The organism is Hydrogenophaga sp. YM1, assembly GCF_016903055.1.
In the GTDB taxonomy this organism is placed as follows: domain Bacteria; phylum Pseudomonadota; class Gammaproteobacteria; order Burkholderiales; family Burkholderiaceae_C; genus Hydrogenophaga; species Hydrogenophaga borbori.
The window spans coordinates 3,310,951-3,336,577 of record NZ_CP070223.1 but is presented as its reverse complement, the minus strand read 5'-3'; the positions used below and the strand labels follow the sequence as shown (position 1 = coordinate 3,336,577).

General features: G+C 70.6%; 28 protein-coding genes. 14 read left to right on the top strand and 14 right to left on the bottom strand.

Features of this window, described 5'->3' with window-relative positions:
* Window positions 1-20: 20 nt before the first annotated feature.
* Window positions 21-1,076 carry a VWA domain-containing protein gene (locus JNX00_RS15695; RefSeq protein WP_204745081.1) on the top strand — a complete coding sequence of 352 codons (1,056 nt, stop codon included), beginning with the start codon at window positions 21-23 and terminating at the stop codon, window positions 1,074-1,076.
* A 42-nt stretch (window positions 1,077-1,118) separates the two neighbouring features.
* On the opposite strand, the gene JNX00_RS15690 is transcribed toward JNX00_RS15695, so the two are convergent.
* Window positions 1,119-2,426 carry a hypothetical protein gene (locus JNX00_RS15690; protein WP_204742839.1) on the bottom strand — a complete coding sequence of 436 codons (1,308 nt, stop codon included), beginning with the start codon at window positions 2,424-2,426 and terminating at the stop codon, window positions 1,119-1,121.
* 89 nt (window positions 2,427-2,515) lie between these two features.
* Here JNX00_RS15690 and JNX00_RS15685 point away from each other — a divergent pair, with 89 nt between their 5' ends.
* Entirely contained in the window at window positions 2,516-3,739 is a 1,224-nt protein-coding gene (locus tag JNX00_RS15685) for an FAD-dependent monooxygenase (RefSeq protein WP_204742838.1), read from the top strand.
* Window positions 3,740-3,757: 18 nt separating this feature from the next.
* Complete coding sequence (locus JNX00_RS15680) at window positions 3,758-4,744, top strand: tripartite tricarboxylate transporter substrate binding protein (protein ID WP_204742837.1); 987 nt, start codon at window positions 3,758-3,760, stop codon at window positions 4,742-4,744.
* A 49-nt stretch (window positions 4,745-4,793) separates the two neighbouring features.
* On the opposite strand, the gene JNX00_RS15675 is transcribed toward JNX00_RS15680, so the two are convergent.
* Together JNX00_RS15675 and JNX00_RS15670 are read right to left on the bottom strand one after the other, a co-directional pair.
* Entirely contained in the window at window positions 4,794-6,053 is a 1,260-nt protein-coding gene (locus JNX00_RS15675; RefSeq protein ID WP_204742836.1) for a hypothetical protein, read from the bottom strand.
* A 203-nt stretch (window positions 6,054-6,256) separates the two neighbouring features.
* The gene (locus tag JNX00_RS15670; RefSeq protein ID WP_204742835.1) at window positions 6,257-6,715 is read right to left on the bottom strand and encodes a hypothetical protein; all 459 of its coding nucleotides are present in this window, start codon (window positions 6,713-6,715) and stop codon (window positions 6,257-6,259) included.
* A 189-nt stretch (window positions 6,716-6,904) separates the two neighbouring features.
* Between JNX00_RS15670 and JNX00_RS15665 the strand changes: the two genes are divergently transcribed.
* Complete coding sequence (locus JNX00_RS15665; RefSeq protein WP_204742834.1) at window positions 6,905-7,591, top strand: hypothetical protein; 687 nt, start codon at window positions 6,905-6,907, stop codon at window positions 7,589-7,591.
* 6 nt (window positions 7,592-7,597) lie between these two features.
* On the opposite strand, the gene kynA is transcribed toward JNX00_RS15665, so the two are convergent.
* The 6 genes from kynA to JNX00_RS15635 all read right to left on the bottom strand — a co-directional run bounded on the left by kynA (window position 7,598) and on the right by JNX00_RS15635 (window position 13,188).
* Window positions 7,598-8,449: a tryptophan 2,3-dioxygenase gene (kynA, locus tag JNX00_RS15660; protein ID WP_204742833.1), complete on the bottom strand. Its 852-nt coding sequence runs from the start codon at window positions 8,447-8,449 to the stop codon at window positions 7,598-7,600.
* Window positions 8,450-8,470: 21 nt separating this feature from the next.
* On the bottom strand, window positions 8,471-9,835 hold the full coding sequence (gene kynU / locus JNX00_RS15655) for a kynureninase (protein ID WP_204742832.1): 1,365 nt from the start codon (window positions 9,833-9,835) through the stop codon (window positions 8,471-8,473).
* Between the two features lie 44 nt (window positions 9,836-9,879).
* Window positions 9,880-10,506, bottom strand: coding sequence for an arylformamidase (kynB, locus tag JNX00_RS15650; protein WP_204742831.1), 627 nt, complete (start codon window positions 10,504-10,506; stop codon window positions 9,880-9,882).
* Window positions 10,507-10,600: 94 nt separating this feature from the next.
* The gene (locus JNX00_RS15645) at window positions 10,601-10,915 is read right to left on the bottom strand and encodes a YkgJ family cysteine cluster protein (protein ID WP_070397571.1); all 315 of its coding nucleotides are present in this window, start codon (window positions 10,913-10,915) and stop codon (window positions 10,601-10,603) included.
* Between the two features lie 111 nt (window positions 10,916-11,026).
* Window positions 11,027-11,980 carry an ornithine carbamoyltransferase gene (gene argF, locus JNX00_RS15640; protein ID WP_204742830.1) on the bottom strand — a complete coding sequence of 318 codons (954 nt, stop codon included), beginning with the start codon at window positions 11,978-11,980 and terminating at the stop codon, window positions 11,027-11,029.
* Window positions 11,981-11,988: 8 nt separating this feature from the next.
* Window positions 11,989-13,188: an aspartate aminotransferase family protein gene (locus JNX00_RS15635; protein WP_070397573.1), complete on the bottom strand. Its 1,200-nt coding sequence runs from the start codon at window positions 13,186-13,188 to the stop codon at window positions 11,989-11,991.
* Between the two features lie 271 nt (window positions 13,189-13,459).
* Here JNX00_RS15635 and JNX00_RS15630 point away from each other — a divergent pair, with 271 nt between their 5' ends.
* Window positions 13,460-13,780 (top strand): DUF3579 domain-containing protein, encoded by a 321-nt coding sequence (locus JNX00_RS15630; RefSeq protein WP_204742829.1) that lies wholly within the window; start codon window positions 13,460-13,462, stop codon window positions 13,778-13,780.
* 110 nt (window positions 13,781-13,890) lie between these two features.
* On the opposite strand, the gene rpsT is transcribed toward JNX00_RS15630, so the two are convergent.
* Window positions 13,891-14,187 carry a 30S ribosomal protein S20 gene (gene rpsT, locus JNX00_RS15625; protein WP_070397575.1) on the bottom strand — a complete coding sequence of 99 codons (297 nt, stop codon included), beginning with the start codon at window positions 14,185-14,187 and terminating at the stop codon, window positions 13,891-13,893.
* A 120-nt stretch (window positions 14,188-14,307) separates the two neighbouring features.
* On the opposite strand from rpsT, the gene murJ reads away from it, so the two are divergent.
* The 3 genes from murJ (at window position 14,308) to JNX00_RS15610 (ending at window position 17,501) form a co-directional block, all read left to right on the top strand.
* The gene (gene murJ / locus JNX00_RS15620) at window positions 14,308-15,873 is read left to right on the top strand and encodes a murein biosynthesis integral membrane protein MurJ (RefSeq protein ID WP_204742828.1); all 1,566 of its coding nucleotides are present in this window, start codon (window positions 14,308-14,310) and stop codon (window positions 15,871-15,873) included.
* 28 nt (window positions 15,874-15,901) lie between these two features.
* Window positions 15,902-16,759 (top strand): tetratricopeptide repeat protein, encoded by an 858-nt coding sequence (locus JNX00_RS15615; protein ID WP_070397577.1) that lies wholly within the window; start codon window positions 15,902-15,904, stop codon window positions 16,757-16,759.
* A gap of 121 nt (window positions 16,760-16,880) precedes the next feature.
* Entirely contained in the window at window positions 16,881-17,501 is a 621-nt protein-coding gene (locus tag JNX00_RS15610) for an NAD-dependent epimerase/dehydratase family protein (RefSeq protein ID WP_070397578.1), read from the top strand.
* A 13-nt stretch (window positions 17,502-17,514) separates the two neighbouring features.
* On the opposite strand, the gene purM is transcribed toward JNX00_RS15610, so the two are convergent.
* Complete coding sequence (purM, locus tag JNX00_RS15605) at window positions 17,515-18,546, bottom strand: phosphoribosylformylglycinamidine cyclo-ligase (protein WP_070397579.1); 1,032 nt, start codon at window positions 18,544-18,546, stop codon at window positions 17,515-17,517.
* A 148-nt stretch (window positions 18,547-18,694) separates the two neighbouring features.
* Between purM and JNX00_RS15600 the strand changes: the two genes are divergently transcribed.
* From JNX00_RS15600 to folK, 5 genes are read left to right on the top strand one after another with little or no spacing between them, the layout of a single operon-like run.
* Complete coding sequence (locus JNX00_RS15600) at window positions 18,695-19,792, top strand: AI-2E family transporter (protein WP_070397580.1); 1,098 nt, start codon at window positions 18,695-18,697, stop codon at window positions 19,790-19,792.
* 20 nt (window positions 19,793-19,812) lie between these two features.
* Complete coding sequence (hda, locus tag JNX00_RS15595; protein WP_070397581.1) at window positions 19,813-20,499, top strand: DnaA regulatory inactivator Hda; 687 nt, start codon at window positions 19,813-19,815, stop codon at window positions 20,497-20,499.
* Between the two features lie 14 nt (window positions 20,500-20,513).
* Window positions 20,514-21,182 (top strand): HAD family hydrolase, encoded by a 669-nt coding sequence (locus JNX00_RS15590; protein ID WP_070397582.1) that lies wholly within the window; start codon window positions 20,514-20,516, stop codon window positions 21,180-21,182.
* The gene (gene pcnB, locus JNX00_RS15585) at window positions 21,179-22,840 is read left to right on the top strand and encodes a polynucleotide adenylyltransferase PcnB (protein ID WP_204742827.1); all 1,662 of its coding nucleotides are present in this window, start codon (window positions 21,179-21,181) and stop codon (window positions 22,838-22,840) included. The genes JNX00_RS15590 and pcnB overlap by 4 nt, the downstream gene beginning before the upstream one ends.
* Window positions 22,827-23,303 carry a 2-amino-4-hydroxy-6-hydroxymethyldihydropteridine diphosphokinase gene (gene folK, locus JNX00_RS15580; RefSeq protein ID WP_070397584.1) on the top strand — a complete coding sequence of 159 codons (477 nt, stop codon included), beginning with the start codon at window positions 22,827-22,829 and terminating at the stop codon, window positions 23,301-23,303. The genes pcnB and folK overlap by 14 nt, the downstream gene beginning before the upstream one ends.
* Window positions 23,304-23,309: 6 nt before the next feature.
* Here folK and pdxH read toward each other — a convergent pair whose 3' ends face one another.
* Entirely contained in the window at window positions 23,310-23,942 is a 633-nt protein-coding gene (pdxH, locus tag JNX00_RS15575; RefSeq protein WP_204742826.1) for a pyridoxamine 5'-phosphate oxidase, read from the bottom strand.
* 25 nt (window positions 23,943-23,967) lie between these two features.
* Complete coding sequence (locus JNX00_RS15570; protein WP_204742825.1) at window positions 23,968-24,570, bottom strand: gamma-glutamylcyclotransferase; 603 nt, start codon at window positions 24,568-24,570, stop codon at window positions 23,968-23,970.
* A gap of 57 nt (window positions 24,571-24,627) precedes the next feature.
* Here JNX00_RS15570 and JNX00_RS15565 point away from each other — a divergent pair, with 57 nt between their 5' ends.
* On the top strand, window positions 24,628-25,140 hold the full coding sequence (locus JNX00_RS15565; RefSeq protein WP_204742824.1) for an OmpA family protein: 513 nt from the start codon (window positions 24,628-24,630) through the stop codon (window positions 25,138-25,140).
* A 65-nt stretch (window positions 25,141-25,205) separates the two neighbouring features.
* Here the strand turns inward: JNX00_RS15565 and gloA are convergent, their stop codons facing one another.
* On the bottom strand, window positions 25,206-25,619 hold the full coding sequence (gene gloA, locus JNX00_RS15560) for a lactoylglutathione lyase (RefSeq protein ID WP_070397587.1): 414 nt from the start codon (window positions 25,617-25,619) through the stop codon (window positions 25,206-25,208).
* Window positions 25,620-25,627: the final 8 nt, after the last annotated feature.

The following is a 25,627-nucleotide window of genomic DNA, read 5'->3' as shown; positions in this document are numbered from 1 at the left end:
TGAACGGATGGCTGCCGCCCGTGAGCTTCCTGTGGCCGCAGATGCTGTGGCTGCTGCTGGCCCTGCCGCTGCTGGTGCTGCTCTACCTGTGGCTGCTGCGCCGGCGCCAGCGCACGGCGCTGCGCTACGCCAACCTGTCCATCGTGCGCGAGGCCCTGGGCAAGGGCCCGGGCTGGCGGCGCCACGTGCCGCCGATGCTGCTGTTGCTGGCGCTGGCGGCCATGCTGCTGGCGGCGGCGCGGCCCACGGCCAGCATCACGCTGCCGTCCACCCAGCAGACCATCATCCTGGCGATGGACGTGTCGGGCAGCATGCGCGCCGAGGACGTCTTGCCCAACCGCCTGGTGGCCTCGCAGAACGCGGCCAAGGCCTTTCTGGCCGAGCTGCCGCGCCACGTGAAGGTGGGCATCGTGGCCTTCGCCGGCTCGGCCCAGGTGGTGCAGCCGATCACCCTCAGCCGCGAAGACCTGGTGACCGCCATCGACAAGTTCCAACTGCAGCGCGCCACCGCCATCGGCAGCGCCATCGTGGTCTCGCTGTCCGAGCTGTTTCCCGATCAGCGCATCAGCCTGACCGACATGACCTACAGCCGCAACACCGACCCCTTCGCGCCGCGCGGCCGCTCGCTTGACCAGCCGCGCAACACCGAGGAGAAGGCCTTCCAGCCGGTGGAACCGGGCTCGTACGGTTCGGCCGCGATCATCCTGCTCACCGACGGCCAGCGCACCACCGGCGTGGACACGGCCGAGGCCGCGAAGATGGCGGCCGACCGGGGCGTGCGCGTCTACACCGTGGGCGTGGGCACGGTCGAGGGCGAGGTGATCGGTTTCGAGGGCTGGTCCATGCGCGTGCGCCTGGACGAGGACACGCTCAAGGACGTGGCGCGCACCACCAAGGCCGAGTACTTCTACGCCGGCACCGCCGAGAACCTGAAACAGATCTACCAGTCGCTGAGCTCGCGCCTGACGGTGGAGAAGAAGGAGACCGAAGTCTCCGGGCTGCTGGCCTTGCTGGCCGCGGGGCTGGTGGTGCTGGCGGCGGGGCTGTCGCTGGTGTGGTTCAAGCGGGTGCTGTGACAACGGCGCCTGGCGCCGCGCGGGCGTTTGGCGGCCGACGGATCACTGGTCCGGGCAGAGCAGGCGGCCAATGAGCGCGTTCGTGGCCGCGTAAAAGCGCGTATCCGGTTGCTGCTTCAGTTTGCCCAGGAGAAGGCCCACGTCTTTCGCATCCCGGGGCCATGTCTTGGCGCCTTGCAGGACCGACAGCAGGGCATTGGTCAGGCTGCTCGGCACGATCTCGTCAACTTCGACGAAATGAAGCAGCGCACACACACCGAGTTCATTGGCCTTCTCGCCGTCGAAACGGGCCAGCCACTCCAGGGCATGGGGGAAGAACTTCAGGTTGTCGTTGGAGAGCACCTCGGCCATGTGATGCCGGTCCGGGCAGGTGGACAGCGGCTTGATGATCTTTAAGGCCGACAGGGGGATTTGGGGGTCGAGCGTCATCAGGTCACTGACCCGGCGGGCCAATGCCCATGCCGTTGTGGCGCTGGCCGCAGGGGCGACGAAGGGTGTACGGGGGGGTGCCGGGAGAGACGTCTGCGTGAATGGCGGCGACGGGGTGTGCGGCGGATGTCCCTGGTGGCCGGGCGTCCCTTGCGGAGGCGGCGTATCCCAGGGGCTATTCGGAACCAGGGGGGTGAAAGCCGTTCCAGGGTGTTGTGGTGTTTGCTGTGCAACGGCCTGGTAGAGGTTGTTGGAAAAGAGTGGGGGGGCGTGCATGTCCACCTGTCCGTTCGACGGCATGTCCAGAAACTGCCCTGGCAGGTAGGGGTGGGGAACGGGGCGATTCGCCGGTGGTCGAGGCGGAACCTGGGTCAATAGCCTGGCCTGCAGTTCTCGGCCGTGGCGGAGCAGTTCCCGCTGAATAGCGGTGATCGATTGGTGGCTGTGCCGGTCCATCGGGTGGCCGGTGAATGCCACGGTGTTCCCGAAGTTCTGGAACGTGTCCGCCAGTTCCGTGATGGATTGCAACCGCAATTGGTTGAGTTCGGGTGGTGTGTTCGTTCGACGCGGAGGGGAGTCATCACGGGACTCGGCGCTGCCGCAGGCAATGGGCGAGGGGCTGGCGTCGCTGCGCTCTGTTTCGGTGAGGGATTGAATCGGGTGGACTGGTGAAGCGGCTTCGGGCAGTCGATGGCAGTCGGCGCTCTCTGTCGTCAGGCAAAAAATCGGAAAGCTTGTGTTGTTTCCGGTGTGCGGCTGGTGGATGAGGGCGTCCGGAGGGGGGTAGATGTAGCGCTGCTGCTGGGTGGTTGGTGGCGAAATGCCGCTGGGCGAGGCGCTCGGTGCTTGTGGGTGGGGGTATTGCGGGGGGTAGAGATGTGGCTGCCTGAAGGGGGGATACGTAGGGGTATTGCGGTTCAAGGGTGTTCTCCGTGATTGAGCGAATGGACGGCGCAATGCGTTTCGTGGCGGGGGCTGGCTGGGTGTTCCGCGTCGGTACCATCCCCCGCATGAACCTTCCCTTGCTCGTGGCCGGTGCCGGCATCGGCGGACTGGGTGCGGCCCTGGCCCTGGCGCGCCAAGGCCAGGCCGTCACCGTCTTGGAACAGGCCCCCGCGTTCGGCGAGATCGGCGCGGGCCTGCAATTGGGTCCCAACGCGGTGCGCGTGCTGGCCGACTGGGGCCTGCTGCCCGCGCTGCGCGAGGCCGCCGCCTTTCCCGAGGCGCTGCGCGTGCGCGACGCGCGCAGCGGCCGCTCGCTGGGCCAACTGACGCTGGGCGAGGCCGCCGTGGCGCGCCACGGCCAGGCCTATGCCTGCCTGCACCGCGCCGACCTGCACGCGCTGCTGCAGCGCGCCGTGGCGCAGGAGGTTTGCGTGTCGTGGCGCCTGGGCGCACGCGCCGAGTCCTGGCGGCCGAGTGGGCCGAGTGGGCCGGGCGTGTCGCTCACCTTGGCCAGCGGCGACCAATTGGCCGGCCAGGCCTTGATCGGCTGCGACGGCCTCTGGAGCCGCGTGCGCCAGGGCGGTTTCGACGCCGCGCCGCCCCGCCGCACCGGCCACCTGGCCTACCGCGGCCTGATCCCCGTGGCGGCGCTGCCCGCCGCGATGCGCGACTCCGCGGTGGGCGTGTGGTTGGGCCCCCGGCTGCACGTGGTGCACTACCCCGTGCGGCGCGGGGAGGCTTTCAACCTGGTGGCCGTGGTGCAGGGCGAGGCGGGCGGGCTGGAGGCCAGCAGCTGGTCGCAGCCGGCCGAGGCCGGCGAGCTGCGCGCCGCGCTCGGCCCCGTCGCCGGACCGCTGGCCGACTGGCTGGCCGCCGTGCCCGGCTGGACGCGCTGGGTGCTGCACGACCGCGATCCGTTGCGTGGCCCCGCCGACATGGCGCGCGGCGCGGTGGCCCTGCTGGGCGACGCCGCGCACCCCATGCGCCCCTACCTCGCGCAGGGCGCGGCCATGGCCCTGGAAGACGCCTGGGTCCTGGGGCACCTCGCGCGGGGCGCCACGGCGGCCGACTGGCCCGAGCGCTTCGCACGCTACGCCCAGGCGCGCTGGTCCCGCAACGCCCGCGTGCAACGCCGCTCGCGCCGCAATGGGCGCATCTTCCACGCCAGCGGCCTGCTGCGTCTGGGCCGCGACACCGCCATGGGCGTGCTGGGCGAACGCCTGTTGGACAATCCCTGGCTCTACGCCGGCCCGGGCGTCCCGCCCCGGCCCGCTTCCGCGAACCCCTGACAACCGCTGGAGACCCCCATGCCACTGAAGCCCACCACCCGACGCCAAGCCATCGCCACCGGTGCCGCCCTGGCCGCCGCCGCCGCGCTGCCCGCCGCCCTGGCCCAGCCCGCGTGGCCCAGCCGCCCGCTCAAGATCGTGGTGGGCTTTCCCGGCGGCTCCTCGCCCGACCTGATGGCCCGCACCCTGGCCGACCCGCTGCAGGGCCTGCTGGGCCAGCCGGTGGTGGTGGAGAACCGCCCTGGCGCCGGCGGCAACGTGGCCGCCGCCCAGGTGGCGCGCGCCGACGATGACCACACCATCGGGCTGATGATCAACGGCAACATGACGATCGCCAAGATCCTCAACCCCGCCACCACCTACGACCCCCTCACCGATCTCACGCCGGTGTCGCTGATCGCCGTGGCACCGCTGCTGCTGGCGGGCGCGCCGGGCACGCCCGCCGATGCGCGCGCCTTCCTGGAGGCCGCGCGCCGCAACGGCGACAAGTGGAACTACGGCACGCCGGGCATCGGCACGGTGGCGCACCTGGGCATGGAGCTGCTGAAGTCGCGCGCCGGCCTGGGCGCGGTGCACGTGCCGTACCCCGGCAACCCGCAGGTGATGGCGGCCATGATCGGCGGGCAGATCCAGATGTCGCTGCTGCCGCCGGGCCTGGCCATGGCGCAGGTCAAGGCCGGCAAGCTGCACGCCATCGGCGTCACCTCGGCCGGCCGCAGCGCCGTGGTGCCCGACGTGCCCAGCCTGGCCGAAGCCGGCGTGAAGGACTTCCAGCTGGAGATCTGGAACGCCGTGGCCGCGCCCAACAGCCTGCCCAAGGCGCACGTGAACCGGCTGGCCACGCTGCTCAGCGAGATCGTGCGCCGCCCCGAGGTGCGCGAGAAGATCCTGAACCAGGGTTGGGCCGTGGCCGGCACCTCGCCGGAGGGCCTGGCGCGCCGCATCAAGGCCGACACCGCCGCCATGGCCGACGTGATCCGGCGCAACAACATCCGCCCGAGCTGAGCGAGGGCCGGCGCCCGCGGCCGATGCCGGGGGCCGCGGGTGCGGTCGATCACGAGCGGGCGCGCAGCAGGCGGTCGATCAAGCGGGTCACCGCCTCGCGAACCAGGGCGGGTTGCTGGTTCAACTGGGACATCAGCGGGAGCGTGAAGGCTATGTCCTTGGGCCAGGTGTTCACCAGGGGCAAGGCGCGGACCACGGCTTCGGCAATGGCGTTCGGCATGAGCAGGCCACGTTCGATGTAGTTGAGTGCCGTGTGCAGCGCGAGCTCGCCCGCCGCCGATGGGTTCAGGCCGAGCATCAGGTCCAGCATGTCCAGAAATCCTTGTGCATCCGGGATGCTGGGCAGGGCCCTGCTCAGGCCTTGCCGGTTGGGGCAGGTGGCGAAAGCCCGCAGGGCCTGAGCGACCGGTTGCCGCACGATCAAGCGGCCGCCGGACACCATCGCGTGCAGTTCACCGGCGAAGCGCGACGGCCCCCAGGCGGGGGTACGCGCCGGAGAAATGCGCTCTTCATCTGCCCCGCCGTCGGGATCCTCTTGCGTCGTTTCGGTGACCGTCTGCTCATGGCGGCGCTTCAAGCTTGACGCCGAGGGCGTGCCGCGCTGCGGATACCGAACGCCGACCTGCCGGCGCAACTCCTCAATCGATACCTGTGGTTGGACGCAGGGCTGGGCCTCGTAGTCGTTCAGCCTGTTTTCAATGCGAGCCAGCGCGTCGAGCGCCTCGCTTGGCTGCTTCTTGAAATGCTCAGCGTCTTCGTCGCGGATCTGTTGGATCGCCAGTCGGCCACACGCGATGAGGACTTGCTGGTACGGCCCCAGTTCATCAGCCGGGAACTGGCGGGGCAGTGTATTCGCCAGGTCGATGTAGCGATTGGCCACCCCCATGGCGCTGCGTTCCATGCGCATTCGAATGAGACACATGCAGGCAAACGTTTCCCGCACACGCGAGTTCAGCGGCAGCCTGGCCACCAACCCGAGCACGGACCCCACCCGCATGGGGGCGGGGCCATGGCTGTGCGTCCCTGAGTTGCTGGCCGCCAGCATCTCCACCAGGGCCTGCTCTATCGTCGTGCATTGCTTTAGTTGGCGGTGTGCCTGGCTCTTCTGCTTTTCGTTGATGTGGTGGAGGGCCCTCAGCACCGGTGGAAGGGTGTTGTTCGACGGGTGTGGCCCGGGCGGGTTGTCGTCGGCGGGGGGCGGTGAACCGGGCGGTGAAGGCAAGGGGACAAAGTCGAAGCCTTGCCCAAAGTCGAACCTCAGGTCGTTCTCCTCCAGCCATGCCAGGGACTGGCTGGTGAGCGTGTTCACGACCGTGTGGTCGGGCTGGTACCCCGGCATGGGGAATGGGGTTGGCACCACGGTGTTCGGCGCCGCGTGCCGCGCGGGCGGGACCTGCTGCCGTGGCAGGAAGACCGGTGGTCTGTTCCCAGCGGGAGGGAACGGGGCGGTGTGGCGATTCATGGGGACAGAGGGCGCGTGGACAGAGGCAGCAAGGGGGTGTGCGGCGCTGGTCAGGCGAATGGGTAGGGCAGGGCGGCCGGGTGGTCGGGCGTGAGGGGCGCATCGCCGCTGTCCCCGTCGCCCTGAGGGGCGTCCGCGGCCAGCGCCTCGCGCCAGAGCCGGTGGCGCCGGCTGTGTTCGTCGAGCACCTCGGCCAGGGCCTGCGGTGGCACGGCGTGCCGTGGCCAGACATCCATCAGGTGGACGCGGGCGCTGCCCACTGGCACCACCAGCGACAGCCGCAAGCCCGGGCGGCGCGGGTGCGCCAGCGTGTGGTGCCACAGGCCCTGTGGGGTGTCCAGCTCGGTGCCGGGCGGCAGGCGGCCGGGCGAACTGAGCAGCATCACCTGGTCGTCGCCCGCGTTGCTGATGAGGCGCAGCGCGATGCCGTCGTCGCTGCGCAGCCGCCGCAGGTGGGTGGGGGTGCCGGAGGGCGCGGGGCCCAGAAGCAGTTCAAGTGAGGTGGACATGGGCCGGTGGGGCGAGCGGTGTGACAGCGCTGCCGGCTCTGTGGCGCAGGGCTGGCCGGGGTTCCGGCGTGGGGCTGCGGGCGCGTGCTATGCCCATTTCTGCATAGGGGAGAAAACGGGGCCGGCGGCATCGCCGGCTGATCTAAGCTTCGGCTGGCGGCCCCTGCGGGCGGCGCAAAGGAGGCGGTCATGGGTGCGTACGACGACACCGTGCCCGGCCCGGTGGGCTGGACGACCGAGAACGCCCGAGAGCGGGCACACGATGTGGCGGACACCTTGCTGGCGCAGGCCCGCGAGTCGCTGTCCGTGGGCGACACCGAAGGCGCGACGCAGCGCTTCCTGCGGGCGGCCAGCCTGTTTTCCGCGCAGGGGCTGTCGGGCGATGCCGAGGCGGCCCGGCTGGCGGCCGTGGCCGCCCTGATGAACCACGACCCCCGGCGGGCTGACGAGCTCTGGCAGGGCCTGGCGGTGATCGGCGACAGCTCCGGCGACGCCGCCGCGCGGCGCGGCCTGCTGGGCGCGCGCCTCTCGCGGGCCCTGGGCGAGCGCGCCGAGGCCCTGCAGCGCCTGGACATGGCGCGCCGGGGCGCGCTGGAGGTGCGCGATGCCATCACCTACCTGGACGCCGTGAGCCAGGCCGCCGCCGTGCACGTGGAGCGCGGCGAGCCGGCTCAGGCCTATGAACGGCTGGCCATGGGCTGGGCCACGCTGGTGGACCTGGTGGGGCGCGAGGCCGCGGCGCGCTGGGTGCGGCCGCTCATGCTGGAGCTGCGCGCGGGCCTGGGCGAGGAGGTCTTCCGGCGCGCGCGCGCCGACTGCGAGCGCGCCTGGCGGGGGCCGCCCAACCCCGTGGACAGCCTGCGCGGGCCGCTCTGAGCGGCCTCAGAGGTCGGTGCGCAGGCGCCAGATCTCGGGGAACAGCACCACGTCGAGCATCTTGCGCAGGTAGCTCACGCCGCCGGTGCCGCCGGTGCCGCGCTTGAAGCCGATCACGCGTTCCACCGTGGTGACGTGGCGGAAGCGCCAGAGCCGGAAGGTGTCCTCCAGGTCGGTGAGCTCTTCGCCAAGCTGGTACAGGTCCCAGTGGGCCTTGGGGTCGCGGTAGACGATCAGCCAGGCCTGTTCCACGGCGTCGCTGGCCTCGTAGGGCTGGGTCCAGTCGCGCTGCAGGTGGCTCTGCGGCACCGGCAGGCCGCGCCGCGCGAGCAGGCGCAGGCATTCGTCGTAGAGCGAGGGCGCTTCGTAGGCGGCGCGCACCGTGGCCAGTCGCTGCGGGTGGTGGGCGTGCGGCTGCAGCATGGCGGCGTTCTTGTTGCCCATGGCGAACTCGATGCAGCGGTACTGGTGGCTCTGGAAGCCGCTGGAGCGCGCCAGGTAGGGCCGCAGTGCGCTGTACTCGGGCGGCGTCATGGTGGCCAGCACGTCCCAGGCGTGCACCAGCTGTTCCATGATGCGGCTCACGCGCGCGAGCATCTTGAAGGCCGGCGGCAGTTCGTCGCGCGCGATGTGGGCCACGGCCGCGTGCAGCTCGTGCAGCATGAGCTTCATCCACAGCTCGCTGGTCTGGTGTTGCACGATGAAGAGCATCTCGTCGTGCGCGGGCGACAGCGGCTTCTGCGCGTTGAGCACGGCGTCGAGCTGCAGGTAGTCGCCGTAGCTCATGTCGTGGCTGAAGTCGAGTTGGGCGCGCTCCTCGCGCACCACGTCCTCGGGGCGTTGGGGGCTGTCGTTCATGGGGTCGTGCGGGCAAGGCATTCAGGTCACCGCGTGCTGGCGATTGAACTCGGGCCGCTGCCACTCGCCGCTTTCCAGCACCTGGCGCAGGTGCTCGACGGCGTTCCACACGTCCTCGAAGCCCAGGTACAGCGGCGTGAAGCCGAAGCGCAGGATGTCGGGGTGGCCCGCGCCGTCGCCCGCGCGGTAGTCGCCGATCACGCCGCGCGCGATCAGGGCCTGGACGATGGCGTAGGCGCCTTCGCCACCGGCGCCGGGCCGCCCCAAGCCGGTGGGCGCCCCCTCGGGGGGCAGCGACCCGTGAAGCGGTGGAGCGTGGGGGTTCACGGTGATCGAGAGGCAGACCTGCGAGCCGCGCCGCGCGTGCTCGCGCGGCGTGACCAGCGAAAGGCCGTGGCCCGCGCAGCGTTCTTCCACCAGCGCGATGAACAGGTCGGTGAGCGCCAGCGACTTGCGCCGCAGCGCCGCCATGCCGCCCAGGGGCTCGGCCGCCAGCAGGGTGGCCACGCCGCACTCGAGGGCGGCCAGGCTGATCATGGGCTGGGTGCCGCACTGGTAGCGCACGATGCCGGGCGCCGGCTGGTAGTCGGGCGTGAAGGCGAAGGGCTTGTCGTGGCCCCACCAGCCGGCCAGCGGCTGCCAGCAGCGCTCGGCGTGCTTGGGGTTCACCCAGACGAAGGCCGGTGCACCGGGGCCGCCGTTGAGGTACTTGTAGCCGCAGCCCACGGCGAAGTCGGCGTCGGCGCCGGTCAGGTCCACGGGCACCGCGCCGGCGCTGTGCGCCAGGTCCCAGACCACCAGGGCGCCGGCGGCGTGCGCGGCCTGGGTGATGGCGGCCATGTCGTGCATGGCGCCGGTGCGGTAGTTCACGTGCGTGAGCATCAGGATCGCCAGCCTGTCGTCCTTCAGGGCCTCGGCGATTTCTTGCGGCTCCACCAGCACCAGCTCCCAGCCTTTGTCCTTGCACAGGGCCTCGGCGATGTAGAGGTCGGTGGGGAAGTTGCTGCGTTCACTGACGATGCGCCAGCGGCCGGGGCGGGTCTCGGCGCTGATGCGCAGCGCGGCGCTGAGCGCCTTGAACAGGTTGACGCTGGTGCTGTCGGTGGCGATGGTGGTGCCCGGCGCGGCGCCGATCAGGCGCGCGATCTGGTCGCCCACCTTGCGCGGCATCTCGAACCAGCCGGCGCTGTTCCAGCTGCGGATCAGGTCGCGGCCCCATTCGGTGGTGACCACCTCGGCCACGCGCGCGGGCGCCGAGCGCGGCATGGCGCCGAGCGAGTTGCCGTCGAGGTAGATCGTGTCCGCGGGGATGTCGAAGAGATCGCGCAGCGCGCGCAGCGGGTCGTTCGCGTCGAGCGCGCGGCAGTCTTGTCGGGTGGTGGTCATGGTGGTGGAAAGGCCTTCGGGGGCTCGGGCCGGACGGATCGGGGTCAGAGCGATCGCAGCACCGCGCGCACGGGGGAGGCGTCGGCGGTGCTGAGCTTCAGGGGCAGGGCGATGAGTTCGTAGTCGCCTTCGGGCACGCCGTCGAGCAGCAGGTTTTCCAGCACGCGCAGGCCGCGGCGGCGGATCACCTGGTGGCTGTCCAGCGCCTTGCTGCTCGCCGGGTCGATGCTGGCGCTGTCGATGCCGATGAGCACCACGCCGAGGCCGGCGAGTTGCTCCACGGTCTCGGGCGCGAAGGCGGGCAGGTCCTGGTCGAAGGCGTCCTGCGGCATGCGGGCATAGGCGCGCACGAGCACGCGCGGCGGCGGGTCCGTCAGCGCGTGCGCGAGGTGTTCGGGCCGGATCAGCGGGCCGGCACCGATCGCGTGGATCACGCGGCAGGGGCCGATGAAGGCGTCCAGCGGCACCTCGCCGATGGGCGCGCCGTGCGGGTCGTAGTGCAGCGGTGCGTCGGCGTGCGCGCCCACGTGGGGGGAAAGCGTGATCGCGCTGACGTTCACCGGGCAGCCGGGGCCGATGCGGGCGACCCACTGCTGCGCGTACGCGGTGTCACCGGGAAACACCGGTGCGCCCGCGTGAACAGGAGGGGAAATGTCCCAGAGCGTTTTCATGGCGCGGCGAAGGTAGCACCGCAAAAATACCCGTGGTGTCGGTTATTGCCAACAGCTGACGGAAAACTTCAGGTCTGAAGTTTCGGGGCGGTGTTCACGCCGCGCCGTCGAGTGGCGGCAACTGGTGCCGGGCGCGGGCGCGGGTGCAGGCCTCGCTGCCTTCCTCGAACTCGCGGCAGGGCGAGGGCCGCCATTCGTAGATGCCGCAGCTGGCTTTCTGGCCCACCCGGCCGGTCAGCGCCGCGCAGCGCGGCGGCGAATGGTCGGTGCCGCGCAGGCGCATGGTGCTGGCGGTGAGCTCCACCGCCAGGCCGCTGGGCACGCTGCCGCCCATGTCCTCCATCTCGTGGACCGAGAAGTCCACGCGAAAGCACGCGCAGCAGGCGCCGCAAGATACGCAGTGGGACATACCGGTGTTTGTCGGGCGAAGTGACTGGGTCCAGGGCATCGCGGAACCGGTTTTGCCGGGCCGCAGATGCCGCCCCCTGGAGGGGGTCGCGCGAAGCGCGGCGGGGGTGGTTCAGTTCCTGCGGCCCAGCAGCAGGTACTCCATCAGGGCCTTTTGCGCGTGCATGCGGTTCTCGGCCTCGTCCCAGACCACGCTCTGCGGGCCGTCGATCACCTCGGCGGCGACCTCCTCGCCGCGGTGCGCGGGCAGGCAGTGCATGAAGAGCGCGTCGGGCTTGGCGAGCTTCATCATGGCCTCGTCCACGCACCACTGGGCGAAGGCCTGGCGGCGTACCTCGTTCTCGGCCTCGAAGCCCATGCTGGTCCAGACGTCGGTGGTCACCAGGTCGGCGCCGCGGCAGGCCTCGCGCGGGTCCTTGAACACCTTGTAGCAGTCGCGGTTGCTGATGCCGGCGAGCACGGGGTCGACCTCGTAGCCGCCGGGCGTGCTCACGTGCACGGTGAAGCCCAGCAGCTCGGCCGCCTGCAGCCAGGTGTTGGCCATGTTGTTGCCGTCGCCCACCCAGGCCACCACCTTGCCGCGGATCGCGTCCAGGGGCTTGCCGCTCGGCGCGGGGCGGTACTCCACCAGGGTGAACAGGTCGGCCAGGATCTGGCAGGGGTGGAACTCGTTGGTCAGGCCGTTGATGACCGGCACGCGCGAATGCGCGGCGAAGCGCTCGATCTTGGCCTGCTCGAAGGTGCGGATCATCACCAGGTCGACCATGCGGCTGATGACGCGCGCGCTGTCCTCGATGGGCTCGGCGCGGCCGAGCTGGCTGTCGCCGGTGGTCAGGTGCACCACCGAGCCGCCCATCTGGTACATGCCGGCCTCGAAGCTCACGCGCGTGCGCGTGCTCGCCTTCTCGAAGATCAGGGCCAGGGTGCGGTCGGGGTCGGCGAAGGGCTGGTACTTCTCGACCGCCTTGAACTTGCGCTTGATGAAGGCCGCGCGCTCGAAAAGGTGCGCGTATTCCTCGGCGCCCAGGTCCTTGAACTGCAGGTAGTGGCGGATGGTGGTCGACATGGGCGCGCTCACTCCGCCAGGAAGGCCTTGACCAGCGGCACCAGGATGGCGGCGATTTCATCGGCCTCGGCCGTGCTGAGGATCAGCGGCGGCACCAGTCGGATCACGCTGTCGGCCGTCACCGACAGCAGCAGGCCGGCGTCGGCCGCGCGCTGCAGGATGGCGCCGCAGGGCTTGGCCAGCTCGATGCCCAGCATCAGGCCCTGGCCGCGGATGTCCTTCACGCCGGCCTCGCCGGCCAGGCCCTTTTCCAGGGCGGCGCGCAGGTGCGCGCCCACGCGCTCCGCGTTGGCCAGCAGGCCTTCCTCTTCCATGATGCGGATGGTCTCGACGCCCGCGCGCATGGACAGCGGGTTGCCGCCGAAGGTGGTGCCGTGGTTGCCCGGCTGGAAGATGTTGGCCGCCTTAGGGCCGGCCACGACGGCGCCGATGGTCACGCCCGAGCCCAGGCCCTTGGCCAGGGGCATCACGTCGGGCACGATGCCGGCCCACTGGTGGGCGAACCACTTGCCGGTGCGGCCCATGCCGCACTGCACCTCGTCGATCATGAGCAGCCAGTCGCGCTCGTCGCACAGGGCGCGCACATCCTTCAGGTACTGGGCGCGCATCGGGTTGATGCCGCCTTCGCCCTGGATGGTCTCGAAGAACACGGCGACCACGTTGGGGTTGTTCGCGGTGGCCTTCTTCAGCGCCTCGATGTCGTTCGCGGGCACGCGCACGAAGCCTTCGACCAGCGGGCCGAAGCCGGCCTGCACCTTGGGGTTGCCGGTGGCCGACAGCGTGGCGATGGAGCGGCCGTGGAAGGCCTTCTCGTAGACCACGATCTCGGGGCGCTCGATGCCCTTGTCGTGGCCGTACTTGCGCGCCAGCTTGAGCGCGGCCTCGTTGGCTTCCAGGCCGGTGCTGCAGAAGAACACGTTGGTGAGGCCGGAGCGCTCCACCAGCATCTGCGCCAGGCGTTCCTGGTCGGGCACGTGGTAGTAGTTGCTGCTGTGGATCAGCTTGGCGATCTGGTCCTGCAGCGCGGGCACCAGCTTGGGGTGGGCGTGCCCCAGGGTGTTGACGGCGATGCCGGCGAGCCCGTCGAGGTATTCCTTGCCGTTCGTGTCCCACACGCGGCAGCCTCGGCCGTGCGACAGCGCGATCGGCAGGCGGCCGTAGGTGTTCATCACGTGGGGCGAGGCGACGGGTTTCAGCGCGGCGTTCATGCGGGGACTCTCCGAGGGCGGGCCAGAAAAAAGAAATCGGCTCAACGCCTGCGGGGCAGGAGGGGAGCCGTTGAAGCGCGATTGTAGGCACACGTTTTGCACGGGATCGATGACGCCTGGGCATCGGTGCCATGCCCTGCCGGGGGTCGCCGGGGTGCCACAAGTCTTATATAAGATATAATTCTTGGCTGCCCTCCCGGCCGGCGATCCCGGTCGCCGCGAAGGCCCGATTCCCGCACGAGCCCTCCATCCGAGGCGTACCCTCCACCCGATGGCAGCACCCACGCCCAAGCAAGTGTTCATCCAGGGCATCACCCGCGATGGACGCACCTTTCGCCCGAGCGATTGGGCCGAACGCCTCGCCGGCGTCATGAGCGGCTTTCGCCCCGGCGGCGTGCAACCGGGCAGCCACCTGAGCTATTCCCCCTGGTGTGTGCCCACCGTCGTCAACGGCATCAAGTGCGTGGTGGTGAATGGCGAACTGCGCGAGGCCGAGCCCATGGCCTGGGATTTCTGCCTCAACTTCGCGCGCGACAACGACCTGCAGGTGGCCGAGGCCTGCCTGCTCCCCGAGCCCCCACCCAAGGACTGACAACGAGCGGGCAACAAAAAAGCCGTCTGACGACGGCTTTTTTGCTTTGCTGGCAGCGCACCCGATTCAAACGGCAGGCCCCGAGGGGCCCGGGCGGCTGGTGGTGAGGCTCAGGCCGCGGCGGCCAGGCCCTTGACCTTCGCGGACAGGCGGCTCTTGTCGCGAGCGGCCTTGTTCTTGTGGAAGATGCCCTTGTCGGCGATGGTGTCGACAACGGCCTGCATCTTGGCGAACAGCTCGGTGGCCTTGGCCTTGTCGCCGGCGACGACGGCCTTCTCGACGTTCTTCACCGCGGTGCGGTACTTCGAGCGCAGCGAGCTGTTGGCGGCGTTGAGCTTGACGTCCTGGCGCGCGCGCTTGCGGCCCGACGCCAGGCGGGGGTTCTTTTTCTTCGGCTTGGTGGCCATGGTGTATTCCTTAGGTGTTTGTGGATGTTGCCAGCAAAGCCCGCGATTATAGCCCGGTGCCCCTGGCCGTCCCAGACACACCCGTCGGCTGCCGGTTAGGGGCCGCTTACACTCTGCGCCGTGTCGCTGTTCAAGTCCGCCTCCCTCGTCTCCCTGCTGACCCTGGCCTCGCGCATCACCGGCCTGGTGCGCGAGCTGCTCATGGCGGCCACCTTTGGCGCCAGCGCCATGACGGACGCCTTCAACGTGGCCTTCCGCATCCCCAACCTGCTGCGGCGGCTGTTCGCCGAGGGCGCTTTCAGCCAGGCCTTCGTGCCGGTGCTGGCCGGCACCCGCGCCCAGGAGGGCGACGAGGCCACCCACCGCCTGGTCGACCAGATCGCCACCGTGCTGGCCTGGGTGCTGCTGGCCACCTGCGTGCTGGGCGTGCTGGCCGCGCCGGTGCTGGTCTACGCCATGGCGGCCGGGCTCAAGCAGTCGCCCGAGAGCTTCGACGCCGCCGTGGTCATGACGCGCTGGATGTTCCCCTACATCGGCTTCATGTCCTTCGTGGCGCTGGCGGCCGGCATCCTGAACACCTGGAAGCGCTTTGCGGTGCCAGCGGCCACGCCGGTGCTGCTCAACCTGGCCATGATCGCCGCCGCCTGGTTCGGCGCTCCCTGGTTCGAGCGCCTGGGCCTGCCGCCCATCTACGCCATGGCCGGCGGCGTGCTGCTGGGCGGAGCGCTGCAGCTGGGCGCGCAGGTGCCCGCGCTGCACCGCCTGGGCCTGTGGCCGCGGGTGGGGCTGGGCTGGGGCGCGGTCAAGGCCGCCTGGAACCACCCGGGCACGCGCCGGGTGCTCACGCTCATGCTGCCGGCGCTGCTGGGCGTGAGCGTGGCCCAGCTGTCGCTGCTGATCAACACCCAGATCGCCTCGCACCTGGCCGTGGGCAGTGTGAGCTGGCTCACCTACGCCGACCGCCTGATGGAGTTCCCCACGGCCCTGCTGGGCGTGGCCCTGGGGGTGGTGCTGCTGCCGCAATTGTCGGCCGCGCAGGCTGCAGGCGACACAGATCGCTACAGCGGCCTGCTCGACTGGGGTCTGCGCCTGGTGGTCCTGCTGGCCGTGCCCTGCGCGGTGGCGCTGCTCACCTTTGCCCAGCCGCTGGTCGCGGTGCTCTACCACTACGGCCGCTTCGGCGCGGCCGACGTGCAGCAGACCGCCACCGCCCTGATGGGCTACGGGGCGGGCTTGATCGGGCTGATCGCCATCAAGGTGCTGGCGCCGGGCTTCTACGCGCGCCAGGACATCCGTACGCCGGTGAAGATCGCCATTGGGGTGCTCGTGCTTACGCAGGCGCTCAACCTGGTGCTGGTGCCGCACCTGGCGCACGCCGGGTTGGCGCTGGCCATTGGCTTGGGGGCGCTGGTGAACGCGGCGTTCCTGCTGATGGGTCTGCGCCGGCGTGGCGCCTACCGGCCGGCGCCGGGCTGGGCCAAGTTCGGCCTGCAGGTACTGGCGGCCAGCGTGCTGCTAGCGGTCTACCTCACCTGGCTGTCGGCGCGGGTGGGCTGGCTGGGGTTCGAGGGCGCCGCGCTGCAGCGCGTGGGCCTGCTGACCTTGGGCATCGTGGGGGCGGGCGCCTTGTATTTCGGGGCCTTGGTTCTCTCGGGCTTGAACTTGCGCCAGTTCGTCCGACAATAGCTGGACCGCACCCGCCGGCGCTCCGTCCATGGCCCTTCCGTACGAGTTCACCGCGCCCACGCCCCTGAGCTACTTCGCGTCGCTCGTGCGTGACGACGAGGCCCTGCCGCTGTTCGAGGCGGCGGCCGCGGTGGCGCAGGACGAATACCCCGATCTGGACGTGCAGCAGGTGCTGGGCGACGTGGACCAGATGCTTGCGCGCGTGAGGCGCCGCTGCCCAGACGACGCCGGCCCGCTGCAGCGCCTGCGCGTGCTCAACCAGTTCTTCTTCCGCGACATGGGGTTCGGCGGCAACGTCAACAACTACTACGACCCCGACAACAGCTACCTCAACGCGGTGCTGCGCACGCGCCGGGGCATCCCCATCTCGCTGGCCGTGCTCTGGCTGGAGCTGGCCCAGGGCCTGGGCCTGAAGGCGCGAGGCGTCAATTTCCCCGGGCATTTCATGATCAAGATCAACCTGCCCAACGGGCAGGTGGTGATCGACCCGTTCACCGGCCAGTCGCTCAGCCGCGAGGACCTGTCCGAGCGCCTGGAGCCCTACAAGCGCCGCAACGGCCTGGTGGACGACTTCGACGTGCCCGTGGGCCTGTACCTGCAGGCGGCCACGCCGCGCGAGATCCTGGCGCGGCTGCTGCGCAACCTCAAGGAAATCCACCGCACGCAGTCCGACTGGCTGCGCCTGGTGGCCGTGCAGGACCGCCTGATCGTGCTGCTGCCCGAGGCCTGGGTGGAGTACCGCGACCGCGGCCTGGCCTGGGCTGAGATCGGCGATCTGCGGCTGGCGGTGAACGACCTCGAGACCTTTGTCGACCGCACCGACGACGCCCTGGAGCGCAGCGCCATCGAGCAGCGCCTGCAGACCCTGCGGCGCGCCATGAACTGAGGGCCTGGTCCCGTATCGGCGTGTAAGCGCGGTTGACGCGCCGCATGAGCTGCAACGAATATCGACGCAGAGCCGGGCCTCACCGCAGCCTGGACCCGGAGCCCTTTCCTTGAAAACACTGATGATCGCGGGCGCCACCGGCCTGGTGGGCAGCCACGCGCTGCGCCAGGCGCTGGCGCATCCTCAGGTGCGGCTGGTGGTGGCGCCCACCCGGCGCGCCTTGCCCACGCACCCCAAGCTGCTGAACCCCCTCGTGAGCTTCGACCGGCTGCCCGAAGACGCCGAGTGGTGGGGCGTGAACGCGGTGATCTGTACGATCGGCACCACCATGAAGGCGGCCGGCTCGCGCGAGGCCTTCTACCGCGTGGACCACGACCTGCCGCTGCGCGTGGCCGAGCTGGCGCTGCGCCAGGGCACGCAGGCCTACGCCTTCAATTCGGCGCTGGGGGCGGACCTGCGTTCGCGGGTGTTCTATTCCCGCACCAAGGGCGAGGTGGAGCGCGACCTGCTGGCGCTGGGCTATCCCTCGCTCACGCTGGTGCGCCCGGGCCTGATCGGCGGTGACCGTGTGGAAGACCGCCCGCGCGAGCGCCTGTTCCTGCGCCTGGCCGAGGCCCTGCGGCCGGTGCTGCCGCGGCGCTGGCGCGTGGTGCAGGCCGAGGCCATCGCCCGCACGCTGCTGGAATCGGCGCTGACGGCCACGCCGGGTGTGCGGGTGGTGATGTCCGAGGACATCACCTAGGCGCGGCGGCCTCTCAGGCCACGACCACGGCCGCCCCGGTGCCGCGCGGCGCGATGCGGCCGATGGCGTGCACGGTTTCGCCCAGGCCGCGCAGCGTGGCGGCGCAGGCCTCGGCCTGGTCGGCGGCGATCACCACCACCATGCCGATGCCGTTGTTGAAGGTGCGGTTCATCTCGATGTCGTCGATGCCCGCGGTCTTCTGCAGCCAGGCAAACAGCTCGGTCTGCGGCCAGCTGCCCTTGACCAGGTGCGCGGCCAGGGCATCGGGCAGCACGCGCGGGATGTTCTCCAGCAGGCCGCCGCCGGTGATGTGGGCCAGGGCCTTGATGGGGTGTTGCTGCAGCGCGGCCAGCACGTTCTTCACATACAGGCGGGTGGGCTTCATCACCGCCTCGCGGAAGGGCAGGCCGTCCAGCGTGGCGGGCAGGTTCGAGCCCGCGCGCTCGATGCACTTGCGCACCAGCGAGAAGCCGTTGGAGTGCACGCCGTGCGAGGCCAGGCCCAGCACCACGTCGCCTTCGGCCACGGTCTTGCCCGTGAGAATCTTGGATTTCTCCACCGCGCCCACGCAGAAGCCGGCCAGGTCGTACTCGCCAGCGGGGTACATGCCGGGCATCTCGGCGGTCTCGCCGCCGATGAGGGCGCAGCCCGAGAGTTCGCAGCCCTTGGCGATGCCGCCAACCACGGCCGCGGCGGTGTCCACGTCGAGCTTGCCGCAGGCGAAGTAGTCGAGAAAAAACAGCGGTTCGGCGCCTTGCACCAGCACGTCGTTCACGCTCATGCCCACCAGGTCGATGCCCACGGTGTCGTGCATATTCCATTCGAAGGCCAGTTTGAGCTTGGTGCCCACGCCGTCGGTGCCGCTCACCAGCACCGGCTCTTGGTAGCGCTTGGGCACTTCGAACAGGGCGCCGAAGCCCCCGATGCCGCCCAGCACGCCCTCGCGCAGGGTCTTTTTCGCCAGCGGCTTGATGCGCTCGACCAGGGCGTCGCCCGCATCGATGTCGACGCCGGCGTCTTTGTAGGACAGGGGGGTGGTGCTCATGGGGAAAGGCGCGGCGGCGGGGCCGCGGGCAGTGGTCGGGCGGGGGGGAGGGCGGATACCCGGGGCGCCCGGGGGCGCGCCGATAGAATCCAGAACCGGATTTTACGGGCTCGCCCCGGGCCCCAGGCCCGCCACCGAGCCCCGCCCCATGACCTTCACCCCCACCCAGATCCGCATCGCCGCCTGGACCGCCATCGCGCTGGTCCTGGTCCTGCTGCTCACGCTGCTGGCGCCCGTGCTCATGCCCTTCATGGTGGCCTTGATCATGGCCTACGCCATGCACCCCCTGGTGGAACGCCTGGCCGGGCGCGGCTGGCCGCGCTGGCTCGGGGCCGGGCTGTCGGTGGCGCTGCTGATGCTGGTGCTGCTGGCGGTGGTGCTGCTCATCGTGCCGGTCATCACCCAGCAGGTGCCGCTGCTGAGCAAGCAGGTGCCGGTGTTGCTGGACCGCCTGGCCGACGGCCTGAGCGCGCTGGCGGCGCGCTTCGGTTTCGAGTTGCGCCTGGACATCAGCCAGCTGCGCCAATGGGCCAGCCAGCTCATGAGCGGCAAGGAAAGCGAGCTGCTGGCGGGCCTGCTGTCCTCGCTGCGCATCGGCGGCAGCGCCCTGGCGGCGCTGTTCGGCAATCTGTTCCTCATGCCCATCGTGGCCTTCTACCTGCTGATCGACTGGCGCGCCCTCATGGGCCGGGGCCGCGCGCTGGTGCCGCCGCGCTGGCGCGAGTCGGTCCAGGGCTTCCTGGACGAGACCGATGGCGTGCTCGGCAGGTACCTGCGCGGCCAGCTCATGGTGATGGGCATCCTGGCGGTGTTCTATTCCGCGGGCCTGGCGCTGGTGGGGCTCAACCTGGCGCTGCCCATCGGCGTGTTCACCGGCCTGGCCACCTTCGTGCCTTTCCTGGGCTTTGGCGTGGGACTGGTGCTGGCCGTGCTGGCGGCGCTGCTGGAGTTCCAGTCCTTCACCGGCGTGGCGCTGGTGTTCGGCGTCTACATGCTGGGCCAGCTCGTGGAGAGCTATTACTTCACCCCGCGCCTGGTGGGCGAGGCGATCGGCCTGCACCCGATCTCGGTGATCTTCGCGCTGCTGGCCTTCGGCCACCTGTTCGGCTTCGTGGGCGTGCTCATCGCGCTGCCGGCCAGCGCGGTGCTGCTGGTGGCGCTGCGCCGGCTCAAGCGCCAGTACCTGTCGAGCGACCTGTACCTCAAGGCGCCGGTCGGCCACAACGAACCACCGCGTCTGCCATGAGTGCATCGCCCGGCCAGCCCATGAAGCAGCTCGCGCTGGACATCGGCCTGGCGCCGCTGCCCACGCTGGACAACTTCGTGGGCGTGGGCAACGAGGCCGCGCTGGCCCACCTGCGTCTGTGGGTGCCCAACCCCCTGCGCTCGCCGGTGCCCACGTTCCTGTGGGGCGAGAGCGGCAGCGGCAAGACGCACCTGCTGCGCGCCGTGCGCGAGGCGCTGCGCGAGCAGGGCTCGCGCGTGGGCTGGATGGACGCCAGCACCCTGGACCCGGCCGAGTACGACGAGCACTGGGACGCGGTGCTGCTTGACGACACCCACCTCTACACGGCGGCCCAGCAGGCCATGGCTTTCAACTGGTTCGTCAACGCCCAGACCCCGGCCCATGGCCCGGCGCGCTGGGTGCTGGCCGCGGGTGACCGCCCGCCGGCCGACCTGGTGCTGCGCGAGGACCTGCGCACCCGCCTCGGCTGGGGCCATGTGTTCCAGCTGCGCGCGCTCGGTGAGACCGAGCGGCGCGCCGTGCTGCGCCGCGCCGCCGACGAGCGCGGCGTCTTCCTCGGCGACGAGGTGATGGACTTCATGCTCAAGCGCTTCTCGCGCGACCTCTCCAGCCTGATGCTGCTGCTCGAGCGGCTCGACGGCTACGCGCTGCGCACGCAGCGCGCGATCACCATCCCGCTCATCAAATCCATGCTGGAAGACGAGTGAGCGGGCATTCCCCCATGCGACTGGCCCTTTTCGACCTCGACCACACCCTCATCCCCCTGGACTCCGACCACGCCTGGGGCGAATTCACCGTGCGCCTGGGCTGGCGCGACGCCGAGGACTTCCGCCGCGCCAACGACGGCTACTACGCCGACTACAAGGCCGGCACCCTGGACATCCACGACTACGTGCGCTTCGCCACCGGCGCGGTGCGCGAGCGCGGCCTGGCCGAGGGCCTGCGCGCGCACGAGCGCTTCATGGCCGAGGTGATCCGCCCGGCCATGACCGAGGCCGCGCGCGCTCTGGTGCGCCGCCACCAGGACGCGGGCGACACCGTGCTCATCGTCACCGCCACCAACGCCTTCGTCACCCGGCCCATCGCCCAGGCCTTCGGCGTCGAGCAGCTCATCGCCATTGACCTGGCCACCGATCCGTCGGGCGAACTCACCGGTGCCATCGCGGGCGTCCCCTCCTTCCGCGAGGGCAAGGTCGCCCGTGTGGAACAATGGCTGGCCGATCGCGGCCTGCGCTGGTCCGATCTGGCGCACAGCACCTTCTACAGCGACTCGATGAACGACCTGCCGCTGCTCGAGAAGGTGGACGAACCGGTGGCCACCAACCCCGATCAGCGCCTCGCCACCCTCGCCAAGCAGCGCGGCTGGCGCATCCTCAATCTCTTCGAATGATCAAGAAATTCATCGACAAGCTGCTGGGCAAGGCCAGTGGCGCCCGCGCGGGCTCGCCCTTCGGCAAGCGCCAGGACGTGCCGGCCAGCGTGCACGGCATCGACCCCAAGCTGGTGGACCAGCGCGCGCTGGACGTGGTCCGCACGCTCAAGCAGGCCGGCTTCGAGGCCTACATCGTCGGCGGCGCCGTGCGCGACCTGCTGCTGGGCCTGCGGCCCAAGGACTTCGACGTCGCCACCAACGCCACGCCCGAGCAGGTCAAGGGCCTGTTCCGGCGCGCCTTCATCATCGGCCGGCGCTTTCGCATCGTGCACGTGGTCTACGGCCGCGGGCGCGAGCACGAGGTGATCGAGGTCTCCACCTTCCGCGCCTACCTCGACAGCGCCGACGCCGAACAGGTGGCGGGCAACGAGCGCACCAGCAAGGGCGAGCTCTCGGGCATGAAGCACGCGGTGGACGCCAGCGGGCGCGTGCTGCGCGACAACGTCTGGGGCCCGATCGAGCAGGACGCGGCGCGCCGCGACTTCTCGGTCAACGCCATGTACTACGACCCCGAGACGCAGACCGTGGTCGACTTCCACCACGGCATCCGCGACGCGCAGAAGAAGCAGCTGCGCATGATCGGCGACGCCGCCACGCGCTACCGCGAGGACCCGGTGCGCATCATCCGCGCCGTGCGCTTCGCGGCCAAGCTCTCGCCGCTGGGCTTCAAGCTCGACGCCAAGACGCGCGAGCCGCTGCAGGCCTCCAAGTCGCTGCTGCAGGACATCCCGCAAAGCCGCCTGTTCGACGAAATGCTCAAGCTGCTGCAGACCGGCCATTCGCTGGCCAGCCTGCAGCAACTCAAGGCCCTGGGCCTGGACCGGGGCATCTACCCGCTGCTCGACGTGGTGGTGCAGCGCGCCGACGACCCCTTCGTGCAACTGGCCCTGCAGGACACCGATCGCCGCGTGGGCGAGAGCAAGCCGGTGGCGCCCAGCTTCCTGCTGGCCTGCGTGCTGTGGGCCGACGTGCGCCGCGGCTGGGAGCGCCGCATCGAGTCGCGCCCGGGTCACAAGCCCGTGCCGGCCTTCGCGGCCCTGCAGGACGCGATCGACGAGGCCTTCGACGCGCGCATCGGCGACGTGTCGGGCCGCGGCAAGCTCGGCGCCGACATGCGCGAGATCTGGCTCATGCAGCCGCGCTTCGACAAGCGCACGGGCAGCGGCGTCTTCACGCTGGTGGAGCAGCCGCGTTTCCGCGCCGGCTTCGACTTCCTGCGCCTGCGCTCGCAGGTGGGCGAGGTGGAAGAGGAACTCGCCCACTGGTGGGAGACCTTCAGCCTGGCCAGCGACGAGCGCCGCCGCGACATGGTGGACGCCCAGCGCAACGCCGGCAAGGGCGCGCCCAAGGCGCGGCGCGTCAAGCGCGGCGACCCGGACCACCCGCAGAGCGGCGTGTCCGACGACCCTCGCTTCCGCCCGGTGGACGAGGACGGCGACGACGACGAGTCCCTGGGCGATGGGCCTTCGCAGGCGCCTGAGGCCGACGCCGAACCCGGCGGCGCGCCTGCCAAGAAGCGCCGCCGCCGACGCCGCAAACCCGGCGGCGCCGCGCGCACGGAGGGCGGCGAAGGCGGTGAGGGCAACCCGCCCGCCGGAGGCGATGGGGCGGCCTGAGCTACAGGCCTACGTCGCGCTCGGCGCCAACCTGGGCCAGGCCGCGGCCGCCGTGCGCGGGGCCCTCGGCGCCCTGGACCACACCCCCGGCCTGCGGCTGGTGCGCGCCTCGTCCCTGTACCGCAGCGCGCCGCACGAGGCGCAAGGCCCCGACTTCGTCAACGCGGTGGCCGAGATCGCCACCACGCTCAGTGCGCCTGATCTGCTGGGCGCCCTGCAGGCCATCGAAACCGCGGCCGGCCGCGAACGGCCCTACCGCCACGCCCCGCGCACGCTCGACCTCGACCTGCTGTTCTACGGCGAGGGCCGCATCGATTCGCCCACGCTGACCGTGCCGCACCCGCGCTGGCGCGAGCGCGCCTTCGTGCTGCTGCCGCTGGCCGAGATCGCGCCCCACCGGGTGCCGGCTGAGGCCCTGGCCGCTGTGGCGGGCCAGGCCATCGAGCGGCTGCGCGGGGCCTGAGCGCCCTCAGGGGGCCAGCCGCTCGCGCACCCAGGCGCCGTCCTGCAGCCGGTAGCGCAGCCGGTCGTGCAGCCGGCTCTTGCGCCCCTGCCAGAACTGCCAGTTGTCCGGCACCAGCCGGTAGCCGCCCCAGTGCGGCGGGCGCGGCGGCTTGAGCAGGAACTGCGCGCCGTACTTCGCCGCGTTGGCCACCAGCACCGAGCGGCCCTCGATCACCTCGCTCTGCGGGCTGGCCCAGGCGCCGATGCGGCTGTCCAGCGGGCGGCTGTGGAAATAGGCGTCGCTTTCGTCGGCGCTGGTGAACTCCACCCGACCCTCGATGCGCACCACGCGCTCGAGCTCCACCCAATGGAACTGCAGCGCCGCGTAGGGGTTGCCCGCCAGTTCGCGGCCCTTGCGGCTGTGGTAGTTGGTGTACCAGACGACGCCGCGCTCGTCGTAGCCCTTGATGAGCACGATGCGCGAGCTCGGGCGCAGGTCCGATCCCACGGTGGCCAGGGTCATGGCGTTGGGCTCGGGCACCTGGGCGGCGATGGCTTGCTGCAGCCATTGGTCGAACTGTTGCAGCGGGTCGGCGTGCGAGGCGTCCTCGCTCAACTCGGCCTTCTCGTAGCTCTTGCGCAGGTCGGCGATGTTCATGGCGGCAGTGTAGTGAGGCGGCCGATCAGTCGGCCAGTTGCAGCAGCTTTTCCAGCGCGTGGTCGTGGATGCCGTGGGCCTTGAGCCCTTCAAACGTGCGGCGGGCGTAGTCCAGCGTGGTGCCGTAGCGCCCGCAGGAGCGCGAGAAGATGTCGCGGTAGCGCTCGGGTGTGAGCTGGCCGGTGAAGCTGGGGCTGCGGCGCGAGAGCGTGAAGGCCAGCGCGCGCACGCTGCCCTGCGGGGTCTGCACCCGCAGCCACTTGGGGTCGTAGACGGGGTTGGGCATCTCGCGCGCCCACAGGCGCGGCATCAGCGCCTCCACCTGCTCGTGCGGCACGCGCAGCGCCAGGCCGTCGCAGCTGCCGCCCGACAGGAGCGCGAACACCAGGCCCGGGCATTCGGGCGTGCCGCGGTTGACGCGGCTCCACATCTGCAGGCCCCGGTGGTGCCCATGCACGCGGCCGGGGCGGCTCTCGGCGGCCTCGAACTCGGGCCGCCAGACCAGCGAGGCGTAGCCGAACACCCAGAGGTCCGGGCGCTCGCCCTGGGCGCGCCAGTCGGCCAGGGTCTCGGCCATCATGGCCGCGCCGTCGCGCTGTTCGGGGATCCAGGTGCGCAGGGGCTTCATCCGGCCTGCCTACAATGCCGGATTCGCCGATTCACGCACACCACAGGAGCTTTTTGCATGGCCACACAGGATAACGAACCCGAACAACGCGTCGTCGCGGTCGTCCTGATTTCCCTCATCGCACTGATCATCGCTGGCGTACTGGGCCTGGGCGTGTTCAAGGCGCGCGGCGACAAGGCCGCTCCCGCGGCATCGGCCACCGCCGCGCCGGCGCCGGGCACCATTGCCATTTCCGCCACCGACGCCAGCGTGGTGGTCGACAACGGTGTGGTGAAGTTCTATTTCGCCACCGGCAAGGCCGATCTGGCCTCCGGCGCGCTGGCCGCGCTGGCCGAGGCCATCGAGGCCGCCAAGGGCGGTTCGCGCCTGGTGGTCTCGGGCTTTCACGACGCCACCGGCGACCCGGCCTTCAACGCCGAGCTGGCCAAGCAGCGCGCCTTCGCGGTGCGCGACGCCCTGGTGGGCGCGGGCGTGGCCGAAAGCAGCCTGGAACTGAGCAAGCCGGCCGTGACCACCGGCACGGGCGCCGACGCCGAGGCGCGCCGGGTCGAGGTGGTGATCGTGCGCTGAGCGCGGCACCGTTCGCCAGACAAAAGGCCCGGTTCGACCGGGCCTTTTTCATTGGGGGCGGGGCCTCAGCGCAAGCCCTGGCCGGCGGCGTGGTCGTCGGCGCGCTGGATCAGCTCGATCTTGTAGCCGTCCGGGTCCGTCACGAAGGCGATGACCGTGGTGCCGCCCTTGACCGGACCGGCCTCGCGCGTGACCTGGCCGCCCGCGGCCTTGATCTTCTCGCAGGCCGCGTAGGCGTCGGGCACGCCCAGGGCGATGTGGCCGTAGGCCGTGCCCATCTCGTACTGCTCCACGCCCCAGTTGTAGGTGAGCTCGATCTCGGCCTGCGCCGGGTTGCTCTCGAAGCCCAGGAAGGCCAGCGAGTACTTGTACTCGGGGTTCTCGGAGGTGCGCAGCAGCTTCATGCCGAGCACGTTCGTGTAGAAGTGAATCGAGCGCTGGAGGTTGCCCACGCGCAGCATGGTGTGGAGGAGTCGCATGGGGTCGA

Bases quoted from the DNA above. Each gene is read 5' to 3' on its own strand.
- folK (WP_070397584.1), top strand. From the start codon at position 22,827: ATGGGGCGGCCTGAGCTACAGGCCTACGTCGCGCTCGGCGCCAACCTG.
- JNX00_RS15610 (WP_070397578.1), top strand. From the start codon at position 16,881: ATGATCGCGGGCGCCACCGGCCTGGTGGGCAGCCACGCGCTGCGCCAG.
- rpsT (WP_070397575.1), bottom strand. From the start codon at position 14,187: ATGGCCACCAAGCCGAAGAAAAAGAACCCCCGCCTGGCGTCGGGCCGC.
- JNX00_RS15565 (WP_204742824.1), top strand. From the start codon at position 24,628: ATGGCCACACAGGATAACGAACCCGAACAACGCGTCGTCGCGGTCGTC.
- JNX00_RS15665 (WP_204742834.1), top strand. From the start codon at position 6,905: ATGGGTGCGTACGACGACACCGTGCCCGGCCCGGTGGGCTGGACGACC.
- pcnB (WP_204742827.1), top strand. From the start codon at position 21,179: ATGATCAAGAAATTCATCGACAAGCTGCTGGGCAAGGCCAGTGGCGCC.
- gloA (WP_070397587.1), bottom strand. From the start codon at position 25,619: ATGCGACTCCTCCACACCATGCTGCGCGTGGGCAACCTCCAGCGCTCG.
- JNX00_RS15615 (WP_070397577.1), top strand. From the start codon at position 15,902: ATGGCCCTTCCGTACGAGTTCACCGCGCCCACGCCCCTGAGCTACTTC.
- JNX00_RS15680 (WP_204742837.1), top strand. From the start codon at position 3,758: ATGCCACTGAAGCCCACCACCCGACGCCAAGCCATCGCCACCGGTGCC.
- JNX00_RS15630 (WP_204742829.1), top strand. From the start codon at position 13,460: ATGGCAGCACCCACGCCCAAGCAAGTGTTCATCCAGGGCATCACCCGC.
- JNX00_RS15685 (WP_204742838.1), top strand. From the start codon at position 2,516: ATGAACCTTCCCTTGCTCGTGGCCGGTGCCGGCATCGGCGGACTGGGT.
- JNX00_RS15590 (WP_070397582.1), top strand. From the start codon at position 20,514: ATGCGACTGGCCCTTTTCGACCTCGACCACACCCTCATCCCCCTGGAC.
- kynB (WP_204742831.1), bottom strand. From the start codon at position 10,506: ATGAAAACGCTCTGGGACATTTCCCCTCCTGTTCACGCGGGCGCACCG.
- kynA (WP_204742833.1), bottom strand. From the start codon at position 8,449: ATGAACGACAGCCCCCAACGCCCCGAGGACGTGGTGCGCGAGGAGCGC.
- argF (WP_204742830.1), bottom strand. From the start codon at position 11,980: ATGTCGACCACCATCCGCCACTACCTGCAGTTCAAGGACCTGGGCGCC.
- JNX00_RS15600 (WP_070397580.1), top strand. From the start codon at position 18,695: ATGACCTTCACCCCCACCCAGATCCGCATCGCCGCCTGGACCGCCATC.
- JNX00_RS15635 (WP_070397573.1), bottom strand. From the start codon at position 13,188: ATGAACGCCGCGCTGAAACCCGTCGCCTCGCCCCACGTGATGAACACC.
- pdxH (WP_204742826.1), bottom strand. From the start codon at position 23,942: ATGAACATCGCCGACCTGCGCAAGAGCTACGAGAAGGCCGAGTTGAGC.
- kynU (WP_204742832.1), bottom strand. From the start codon at position 9,835: ATGACCACCACCCGACAAGACTGCCGCGCGCTCGACGCGAACGACCCG.
- JNX00_RS15670 (WP_204742835.1), bottom strand. From the start codon at position 6,715: ATGTCCACCTCACTTGAACTGCTTCTGGGCCCCGCGCCCTCCGGCACC.
- JNX00_RS15645 (WP_070397571.1), bottom strand. From the start codon at position 10,915: ATGTCCCACTGCGTATCTTGCGGCGCCTGCTGCGCGTGCTTTCGCGTG.
- JNX00_RS15570 (WP_204742825.1), bottom strand. From the start codon at position 24,570: ATGAAGCCCCTGCGCACCTGGATCCCCGAACAGCGCGACGGCGCGGCC.
- hda (WP_070397581.1), top strand. From the start codon at position 19,813: ATGAAGCAGCTCGCGCTGGACATCGGCCTGGCGCCGCTGCCCACGCTG.
- purM (WP_070397579.1), bottom strand. From the start codon at position 18,546: ATGAGCACCACCCCCCTGTCCTACAAAGACGCCGGCGTCGACATCGAT.